The following is an 8,420-nucleotide window of genomic DNA, read 5'->3' as shown; positions in this document are numbered from 1 at the left end:
CCCCGCCATGAATATGGCGGGCACGTGGGGGCAGGGAAATCGCGAAACGCGGATTCTTGAGGGATGTCTGACCTCCGGCCCTACAGCGGGACAAGCATATCCCAGATGGAATTCGCAACGGGGCCTTCATCGGGCGAAGCCGGGGTCGGCTGGCGCTGCCCTGGTCTGGTGTCATCGCGTTGCCTGACCAGGCGCGGCAGCGACAATGACATGGCTCGACTGACTCGCTTGTCGATCATCGCCGTTACTTGATGACGATCGGGTTCACGGGCGCGCCCGTGCCTCCGACGACCTTCAGGGGCGCAGCCACATAGAGGAAGGTCCATTGGCCGTCCCCGGCACAGTCCTCGGCCAGCGGATCGAGTTGCGCGATCTCGGTAAAGGTGACGCCCAGATTGCGCATGAGCGAATGGTGCAAGGCGAACGATACGCCGGACTCGGGATGGATCGCCAGTTCGTTGGCGATGGTGTCTGTCACCAGATTGGGAATTTCCATGGCGTGGAACCACTCGACCAGTTCGCGGCTGAAACACAGGCCCGGCTCGGCATAGTCGGCGTAAAATTCCTGCTGGTCGCGGTGGTAGTAGGAGCCGATCCATCCCGTGCGCAGGATCAGGATGTCATGCTTCTCAATGGTCACGTCCTGGGCGGCGGCGGCGGCCAGCACATCTTCCAAGCCAAAGCTCTCGCCGCGGTCCAGCCATGCCTTGCCGCGATGCCGCGCGATATCAATCAGCACCGCGCGGCCCGCGATGCCGCGTTCGGCGATCGGCAGCACGCTGGCCTTCGCCATCGCGCCGATGGTCGAACGCGCGTCATAGCCGTTGTACAGCTTGTCGTCGTGCCAGACATGGCCGAGCGCGTCATATTGGGTCGATCCTTGTAGATACAGGATCATCATATCGTCCGAATATTCGGTGCCGCCGGGAATCTCGTCCATCTTGCCGGACAGGAAATCGCCCTTGTCCAGCACGTTCACCCGGTGCGCCTGCTTCCGGCCCGGCCAGACGGGATCGCCCCGTTCGTGACCCATCGGAATCTGGAGCGTAAAGGTCTTTCCCGATTGCACGGCGGCAATTCCGCGCAGCACCTGAGCGGCGTCGAGGAAATTCAACGCGCCGACTTCATCCGCGCTGCCCCACCGGCCCCAGTTGGTGGGCAGGCCGGCCAGCAATGCCTTGGCACTCGGCTTGGCGGGGGCGTGAGTGTCGCACATGCTTACGGTTCCTCTCCCTGTCGGTCTGTCTGGCGGAATCATGCGGCGTTTCGCCTTTGCGATCCAGCATTGACCAATTCGATCTCCCCATCCTATACGAACAAACGTTCGTATCAATAATTGTTTTGGGGAGAGGGGATTTGAGCGCCCGACCAAAGGCCTATATCGCCGGCATATCGGAACACCCCGTCCGCAAGGCGACCGATCTGTCCACGGCTCAGATCGTCGCGGACGTGGTCCGCTGGGCCCTGGCCGATGCGGGGCTGGATCATCACGCGGTCGATGGTTTCCTGTGCGATGCGGAGATGCCGGGCCTCGGCGTCCTGTCGATCGCGGAATATCTCGGTCTACGCCTGACCTATATGGACAATACCGACCCCGGCGGTTCGGCCTACCAGATGCATGTCGCGCATGCGGCGGAGGCGATTGCGGCGGGCAAGTGCAACGTCGCCATCGTCGTACTGGCCGGTCGACCGCGCGCGGCGGGCGCGGGTGCCGATCCCAAGCCCGATTTCAACGTGCCGGAACTGGCGTTCGAACATCCCTATGGCTCGATGGTGCTCAATCAATATGCGATGGTCGCGCAGCGGCACATGCACGACTACGGCTTGACCAGCGAACAGCTCGCCTGGGTCAAGGTCGCCGCGTCGCACCACGCCCAGCACAATCCCCACGCCATGCTGAAGAATGTCGTGACGGTGGAGGAAGTCGTCGAATCGCCGATGATCGCCGATCCGCTCCATCGGCTGGATTGCTGTGTGGTCAGCGATGGCGGCGGTGCAATCGTCGTCGTTTCGCCGGAAATCGCCAGATCGCTGAACCGGCCGCTGATCGCCATTCGCGGTGCCGGTGAGGCAGTGAAACATCTGAACGGTGGTCGCATCGACCTGACCTATAGTTCGGCGCGGGAGGCCGGGCGCATCGCGTTCGAACAAGCCGGCGTGACCCCGGCCGATATCAAATACGCCTCCATCTATGACAGCTTCACGATCACCGTCGTGCAGCAGCTGGAGGATCTAGGCTTCTGTCCGCCGGGCGGGGGCGGGCGCTTCGTCGCCGACGGCAACCTGATCTCCGGCGTCGGCAAGCTGCCGTTCAACACCGATGGCGGGGGCCTGTGCAGCAATCACCCCAATAACCGCGGCGGGATGACCAAGATCCTGGAGGCGGTTCGCCAGCTGCGGGGGGAGGCACATCCGGCGGTGCAGGTGCCGAACTGCGATCTGGCGCTGGCCCAGGGCATGGGCGGCTGGCTGGGTAGCCGCAATGCCAGCGGCACGCTGATCCTCGAAAGGGAATGAACCGATGATTGAAGCTCTGCCGACCCTGCCCGCCCCCGCGATCAGCGCCGAGGTCGCCCATTACTGGGCGGCGGCGGGCGCGGGGAAGCTCGCCATCCGCACCTGCAATAGCTGCGGGGAACTGCACCATTATCCACGTGCCATCTGTCCCTTTTGCCATTCCGACCAGCTCGACTGGCGCGAGGCGGCGGGGACGGGAACCATCTATTCCTTCAGCGTGATGCGTCGCGCCGCGACACCCTATGCCATCGCCTATGTGAAGCTGGACGAGGGCGTGACGATGCTGACGCACATCGTCGGCGCGGATTTCGACGCCATCCGCATCGGCCAGCGCGTGACCGTGGATTTCGCGCCAACCGAGGGCGAGGGGCCAAAGGTGCCGGTGTTCAGGCTGGCCGAATAGGGGAACCGGGTCACCCGTCGTCGCGCATGCGGCATCTGTCGAGGCGTCACCCTCTGGCTTGCCAGATGCGCGATGCCCTTCGACAAGCGCCGGATGCGTGAGTGGCGGGGTGATCAGGCGGGATTCAGCAGCACCAGTCCCTGATCGATCGCCACGACATCGCGCTTGACCACGACCAACCGGAACGACAGGGTGTCGCCGTCCACCCAGATGCGCGCCTCAAGCGTCTCATCCATGAAGATCGGGGCGGTGAAGCGGCCCGCGACATGCGCCACACGCTCGGGCGCATCGCCCAGCACTTCGCCGATGACCGCGCGCAGCACCATGCCATAGCTGCACAGGCCGTGCAGGATCGGTGCGGGAAATCCGGCAGCACGGGCAAAATCGGGATCGACGTGCAGCGGGTTATGGTCGCCGGACAGACGATAGAGATGCGCCTGGTTGGGCGCGACCCGCCAGCGGCGCTGGTGGTCCCATGGTCGATCGGGAATCGCATGCGGCGTGGGTCCGCCCTTTGCTGGCCCGCCAAAGCCGCCATCGCCGCGGGCGAAGACCGTGGACAGAAGGGTGGCCAGCGGCTCCGGCCGACCTTCCTCTTGCAGCCTGGTCTCCACGTAAAGCAGCGCGCCCTTGCCGGGCCCCTTGTCCACCGCCTCGACGATCCGGACGCTGGAGCGCAGGGTCGCCGTCGCGGGCAGGGGGCGGTGCAGCGTGATCCGCTGTTCGCCATGGACGATGCGCGTGGCGTCGAGGCCGAGCCGGTCGATCCAGCTATCGTCCCAGGCCACAACGGTTGCCATGCAGGGCACGACCCGCGGCGCCGGACCGATCAGATAGGGAAGATCGGCAGCGGCGCCGTCCTGCCCCAAGCCGATGCCGAGCGCGTAGAGCCGTGTGCGCTCAGCGTCGTATTGGAATGTCCGTTCAGGGAACGGCGCGGCCAGCGCCTCGAGCGTCAAAGGCATTCGGGATCGACATCCAGCAAGGTGCGATCCAGCCGCTCGACAATATCGAGCCACGGGCCGACCCGGCCCAGCTCATAGGCGAAGAAGAAACGCGTCGCGGCCAGCTTGCCCTCGTAAAAGCGTTTCGCTTCCGCACCCGGCGTCTCGTCGAGCGCATTCAGCGCCACGATCGACTGACGCAGCCACATCCAGCCGATGCAGATATGGCCCAGGGCATCCTGAAAGGCAGTGGCGTTGGCGATGCGCAGGCTGGGCTGATCGGCGGTCGCGGCGAGCACGGCGGCGACAGTTCGTTCGGCATGCGACAGCTTGGCGTCCAGCGCATCTGCATGGTCGGCTAGCGCGGCATGGCCACGCGCCTCGGCCAATGTCGTCCGGATCGCGCCAGTCAGTTCCGACCAATAGGCACCGTCCTCCGCCGACAGTTTCCTGCCGATCAGATCGATGGCCTGGATCCCGTTCGTCCCTTCGTGGATCAGGTTCAGCCGGTTGTCGCGATAATATTGCTCGACCGGATAATCGAGCGTGTAGCCGTAGCCGCCGAGCACCTGCATCGCCTGCTTGTTCGCTTCGAGGCAGAATTCCGATGGCCAGCTTTTGACTACCGGCGTCAGGATCGCGAGCAGGCGGCGGGCCGTCTCGCGCGCCTCTTCCTCAGGCGCGGTCTGTTCCTCGTCCACCAGATAGGCGGCATAGAGGCAGAGCGCGAGCGCGCCCTCGACGAACGTCTTCTGCATCAGCAGCATGCGGCGGACATCGGCATGGTCGGTCAGCGGCACGGGCGGCGCAGCCGGATCCTTGTTCTCCGGCGGCCGCCCCTGCAGCCGCTCGCGTGCATAGTCCAGGCTATAGCGATAGCCGGCATAACCGAGCATGGTCGCCCCGGCGCCGACCGAAATTCGCGCCTCGTTCATCATCAGGAACATGGGCGCCAGGCCGCGATGCGGCTCGCCGACCAGATAGCCGACACAGTCCCCATTGTCGCCGAAGTTCAACACGGTGTTGGTCGCGGCGCGATAACCCATCTTGTGATTGAGGCCGACGAGGCTGATGTCGTTGTGCTCGCCCACCGAACCGTCGCTGTTCAGCCGCCGCTTGGGCACGACGAACAGCGAAATGCCCCGCGTGCCGGCCGGTGCACCGTCGATCCGCGCCAGGACGAGATGGACGATGTTCTCGCCCAGCTCATGCTCCCCGCCGGAAATCCACATCTTGGTGCCCTGGATGCGATAGGTGCCGTCGCCATTGGGAATGGCGCGGGTGCGCAGGTCCGCCAGGCTCGATCCGGCGTGCGGTTCGGACAGGCACATGGTGCCGTGGAAGCGCCCTTCCAGCATCGGGCGCATGTACAGTTCCTTCTGCTCCTGCGACCCGTGCGCGCGCAGCACATTGGCCGCGGAAACGGTCAGGAAATAATAGATGGTCGCGCCGATGTTGCAGCCCTGGAACATGGCGTAGCAGCTTTGCAGCACCGTCCAGGGCAATTGCTGCCCACCCTCCTCATACGGCAGGTGGGCCGACATGAACCCCGCTTCCGTAAAGGCGCGGATCGCCTCGCCGATTTCAGGAACCAGTACGACTTTGCCGTCCTCGACATAGGGTTCGTTAGCGTCGCTCTTGCGATATCCCGGCAGGAAGTGATCCACGGCCACCCGCTCGGCCAGATCCAGCGTCGCATCCAGGGTCGCGCGATCGTGATCGGCAAACAGCGGACGATCCGAAAGCCCCAGCGTCGGTAGCACCTCGAAAATCTGGAAATTGAAATCGTCGCGGCTGATCGGTGAAGTGGGCGTCTGCGCCGCCATGACCTGCTCCCTTTGAAATGCTTCGACGGCTCTTGACGGGCCTCGTGCATCCGACTTAAACAAACGAACGTTAGTTTGCAAGGAGGAGAGTGCGCGTGGCGATCCGTTTTGACGACCGGACGGCGATCGTGACCGGAGCCGGCAGCGGGCTTGGCCGCGCGCATGCGCTGATGCTGGCCAGCCGTGGCGCACGGGTGGTCGTGAACGATCCGGGCAAGTCGGCGGGCGGCGAATGGCTTGCGGATGCGGTCGTGGCAGAAATTGTCGCGGCCGGGGGACAGGCGGCGGCGAACCACGAATCGGTCGCTTCAGTCGAGGGCGCGCAGCGGCTGGTCGAACAGGCGGTTGATGCCTTTGGCGGGCTGGACATCCTCATCAACAACGCCGGCATTCTGCGCGATCGCAGCTTCGTGAAAAGCGATATGGCGGATTTCGATCTGGTGGTGGCGGTGCATCTTCTGGGCTCCGCTTACTGCACGCGCGCCGCCTGGCCGATCATGCAGCAGGCCGGATATGGCAGGATCGTGATGACGCTGTCCAACACCGGGCTGTACGGCAATTTCGGGCAGGCCAATTACGGCGCCGCAAAGGCCGGCCTGATCGGCCTGATGAACGTGCTGAAGATCGAGGGACGAAAATACGGCATCCTCGTCAACGCGCTCGCCCCGATGGCAGCGACGGCGATGACCGAAGCCACGATGTCCCCGGAAATGCTTGCCCGCTTCGATCCCGCCTTTGCCTCTGCCGGCATGGCGGTGCTGGCCAGCGAGGGCTTTGCCGAAAGCGGGACCATTCTGTCCGCGGCGGCAGGTCACTATGCCAAGGTCCGCATCGTCAGCGCCCGCGGGGTCCAGTTTACGGCAGACGCGGTCCGCCCGGAAGAGGTGCTGGACGCGTGGGACCGGATTGGCGACCTGTCCGATCCCGTCCTGTTCGAAAGTGCAGGCGACGAGGTCAACTATGTCGCCGAACGCACGATGAAGGCTGCAGCAGCTACGGATTGAACGACAGGCGCAATACACCGAAGATCGCGTCGGACCACAAATGACAGAGCCTCCAAAGAGCAAAGCGAAGAGGGGACGGACAATGGAGAGGGCCAAGCCCGCTTTGCGCCACGAACTGCTTTTCGGCGATCGCATGGTGCGCTGTTTCGCCGATCGCCCGGCCGACATCTGGTCGATGGTGACGGAGAGTGCGGCCGGCTCAGAAGCCGCACCGGCGCTGCTGTGGGGCGATGAAGGTTGCCTCGCCTATGCCGACCTGCTCGGTCGGGCGGAGGCGCTGGCGCAGCGGTTGGTCGCCGAGGGCGTTCGACGCGGCGACCGGCTGGCGACCTGGCTGTCCAACCGCGCGGAATATCCGATCTGGTTCCTTGCCTGCTGGCGGCTGGGTGCGGTGCTGGTGCCGATGGACACGCGACTGAGCATGAAGGAGGCGGCGTACCTGCTTCGTCATTCGGGCGCTGCGATGCTGTTGAGCGAAGCGGCGATGGTGGACAAGCTGCCCGCATCGGACGACTTGCCCGACCTGCGCCATGTTGTGCTGGCGGAGGAGATGACGGACTGGATCGATGGCGGCCCGCGCCCCGTCCTTCCCCCGCATGAGGCGGACGAGGAGGCTCTGGCCGCGATCCTCTACACCAGCGGTACGACCGGCGCGCCAAAGGGCGTGATGCTGGCCCATGTCAACATCGTCCATTCGGTGCTGCACTTCGAGGGGAGCTGGGGCTTGCCGCGCGGCAGCCGCACCCTGCTGGCGATCCCCGGCTGCAACGTCACCGGACTGATCACCGAGTTTCTGACCTTTTTCAGGCTGGGCGGCGCGGTCGTGCTCATGCCGCCGTTCCGCGCGGTAACATTCATCGAGGAAGCGGCGCGGCACCGGATCGACCATGCCTTCATGGTGCCTGCGCAATACAAGCTGTGCCTGATGAACGATGCGCTGGCCGCGCATGACCTGTCGTCATGGAAGCTGGGATCTTTCGGCGGTGCGCCGATGCCCGCGGCCTTCATCGCCGAACTGCGCGAGCGGTTGCCGGCCCTCAGCCTTTCCAACGGCTATGGCGCGACGGAGACGGCATCGCCCGTCGCGTTGCTGCCTGCCGCACTGACGCCGGATCATCCCGATGCGGTCGGCGCGCCGGTGCCTTGTGCCGATGTGATCGTGGTCGATGAGGATGGTCGGGAGGTTCCGCCGGGCACGCCGGGCGAGCTGTGGGTGGCCGGGCCGATGGTCGCGCGCGGCTACTGGAACAATGCCGACGCGACGCGCGCGGCATTCGTCGGCGGATACTGGCGTTCCGGTGATGTCGTCACGATGGGCGCGGACGGGCTGGTCCGGCTGCACGACCGGAAGAAGGACGTCGTCAATCGTGGCGGATACAAGATCTACAGCGCCGAGGTGGAGGCCGCCCTCGCCGAGCATCCCGCCGTGGCGGAGGTGGCGGTGGTCGGTCGCCCAGACCCGGTGCTGGGCGAGCGCGCGCATGCCTTTGTCTGTCTGAAGGCGGACATGTCGGCGGATGCGGACGCAATCGCCGCCTTCGCCCGCGAGCGCCTGTCCGACTATAAATGCCCGGAAGGCTGGACCATCGGCATCGATCCGTTGCCCCGCAATTCCAACGGCAAGCTCTTGAAGCGGGAATTGCGCGACACCCTGGTCGAACGGGCGGAGGCCTGAGTCCCGTGTCAAAATTGCGGTGGGTTCCGTCCGGGCTGTTTGGGCTGGTGC

7 protein-coding genes are annotated in these 8,420 nt (G+C 64.9%); 4 read left to right on the top strand and 3 right to left on the bottom strand.

Features of this window, described 5'->3' with window-relative positions:
• Positions 1 to 244 precede the first annotated feature (244 nt).
• Positions 245 to 1,216, bottom strand: coding sequence for a cyclase family protein (locus tag AX709_RS00160; RefSeq protein ID WP_066545486.1), 972 nt, complete (start codon positions 1,214 to 1,216; stop codon positions 245 to 247).
• Positions 1,217 to 1,356: 140 nt separating this feature from the next.
• Between AX709_RS00160 and AX709_RS00155 the strand changes: the two genes are divergently transcribed.
• The gene (locus AX709_RS00155; RefSeq protein ID WP_066545484.1) at positions 1,357 to 2,517 is read left to right on the top strand and encodes a thiolase domain-containing protein; all 1,161 of its coding nucleotides are present in this window, start codon (positions 1,357 to 1,359) and stop codon (positions 2,515 to 2,517) included.
• Positions 2,518 to 2,521: 4 nt separating this feature from the next.
• Positions 2,522 to 2,920, top strand: a complete 399-nt coding sequence (locus AX709_RS00150; protein ID WP_066545482.1) for a Zn-ribbon domain-containing OB-fold protein — start codon at positions 2,522 to 2,524, stop codon at positions 2,918 to 2,920.
• Between the two features lie 113 nt (positions 2,921 to 3,033).
• Here the strand turns inward: AX709_RS00150 and AX709_RS00145 are convergent, their stop codons facing one another.
• A complete protein-coding gene (locus AX709_RS00145; RefSeq protein WP_066545479.1) occupies positions 3,034 to 3,885 on the bottom strand; it encodes a MaoC/PaaZ C-terminal domain-containing protein in 852 nt (283 codons plus the stop codon).
• Positions 3,876 to 5,690, bottom strand: coding sequence for an acyl-CoA dehydrogenase (locus AX709_RS00140; RefSeq protein ID WP_066545476.1), 1,815 nt, complete (start codon positions 5,688 to 5,690; stop codon positions 3,876 to 3,878). Before AX709_RS00140 ends, AX709_RS00145 begins: the two co-directional genes overlap by 10 nt.
• 95 nt (positions 5,691 to 5,785) lie before the next feature.
• On the opposite strand from AX709_RS00140, the gene AX709_RS00135 reads away from it, so the two are divergent.
• Together AX709_RS00135 and AX709_RS00130 are read left to right on the top strand one after the other, a co-directional pair.
• Positions 5,786 to 6,694, top strand: a complete 909-nt coding sequence (locus AX709_RS00135; RefSeq protein WP_066545491.1) for an SDR family NAD(P)-dependent oxidoreductase — start codon at positions 5,786 to 5,788, stop codon at positions 6,692 to 6,694.
• A gap of 82 nt (positions 6,695 to 6,776) precedes the next feature.
• Positions 6,777 to 8,369: a class I adenylate-forming enzyme family protein gene (locus tag AX709_RS00130; RefSeq protein WP_197419047.1), complete on the top strand. Its 1,593-nt coding sequence runs from the start codon at positions 6,777 to 6,779 to the stop codon at positions 8,367 to 8,369.
• The last annotated feature ends 51 nt before the right edge of the window (positions 8,370 to 8,420 follow it).

Origin of the sequence: Sphingomonas sp. CCH15-F11, from assembly GCF_001557005.1 — a bacterium.
GTDB lineage: Bacteria > Pseudomonadota > Alphaproteobacteria > Sphingomonadales > Sphingomonadaceae > Sphingomonas.
Note: the sequence above shows the minus strand (reverse complement) of the source record. Positions and strands in the feature narration are given on the sequence as shown.